This window comes from Paenibacillus sp. KS1 (assembly GCF_001680695.1).
Lineage (GTDB): Bacteria > Bacillota > Bacilli > Paenibacillales > Paenibacillaceae > Paenibacillus_B > Paenibacillus_B suaedae.
On sequence record NZ_MAIS01000242.1, the window covers coordinates 1 to 1,195 of the forward strand.

The following is a 1,195-nucleotide window of genomic DNA, read 5'->3' on the forward strand; positions in this document are numbered from 1 at the left end:
TCCGAACAAGCAAAGTAAACGCTTCTATTACGACGGAAACGGCAATGTAATCAAAAGCATCGATCGGAAAGGACAAGTTCAACAACATGAATATAGCGACCGAAATCTCCTAACGGCTAATGTTGCTCCGAACGAGAGAATATCGTACAGCTATGACGCATCGGGTAAACGGATAGCGATGACAGATCAAACGGGAACAACGAGCTATTCGTACTATCCATCGGGCGAACTGGCAACCATTTCGTATCCGGATAAGACGGTGCTTTCATTCGATTACGATAAGCGAGGAATGCGCAAGGAGCAGGCTTTTGCTTCAGGTACCTACCGCTTGGCAAGTCAGACAGAGCGAGATTTCTTGCTTACTGCTCCCAGGAACATAAAAATAGTGGACGGAAGTGGAGGAGAACTGGCCCGATTCGATTATTCGTATGATAATTCCTATAATCGGATTATGGAATTGAAATCATCGCATGGATTGAATATAAGCTATTCCTATGACGGATTGAACATGGTTGGCATTCAGCAGAAGCAAGGTGAGGCACTTTTTTGGAAATATGCGTACACCTACGACAATAATCGCAATATCATCGGTATTAATGACTATGGAGCACTTTCTCAATTCACTTATGACTCATTGAACCGAATTGAGACATCGAGTGGCTATAATGAAGTATATACGTATGATCGACGGAACAATCGCAGTACCTTATTTAGCAATCGGGTACCGAACGTCAAGGGCGTCAGTTATGCCTACGATAGCCGCAATCGCTTGACCCAAGTAACGACGGAAGACGGCAAAGTCGTCAATTACCGCTATAATGGGGACAACTTGATGGTAGAACGTACTGAAGGAGGCATAACGACCCGTTACTACTATGATGATCGGGCGAAGATTGTTGCTGAAGGCAAGGTCGAAGCGAACGGTAGCGTCACGATTACGGCATCGTACATTCATGATGATTTCGGCAAGCTGCTGGCTAGTCAGGTTTCGGGACAAAGCGGTTTGCTATATTATGTATCCAACGGACACGGTGACATTACCGAAATACGCGATGCTCAAGGAAATGTGCTGAACCAATACACATATGACATTTGGGGAAACTCACTGTATCAAATGGAGCGAGTACCGAACATTTTCCGTTACTCGGGCGAATACTGGGATGAGACAACGAATCTGCAATATTTGCGCGCAAGA

Annotated in this window: 1 protein-coding gene; it reads left to right on the forward strand. The window is 45.0% G+C overall.

Features of this window, described 5'->3' with window-relative positions:
- Positions 1–1,195: RHS repeat-associated core domain-containing protein (locus BBG47_RS28085; RefSeq protein WP_483310782.1), on the forward strand; the 1,195-nt coding region annotated here is incomplete at both ends.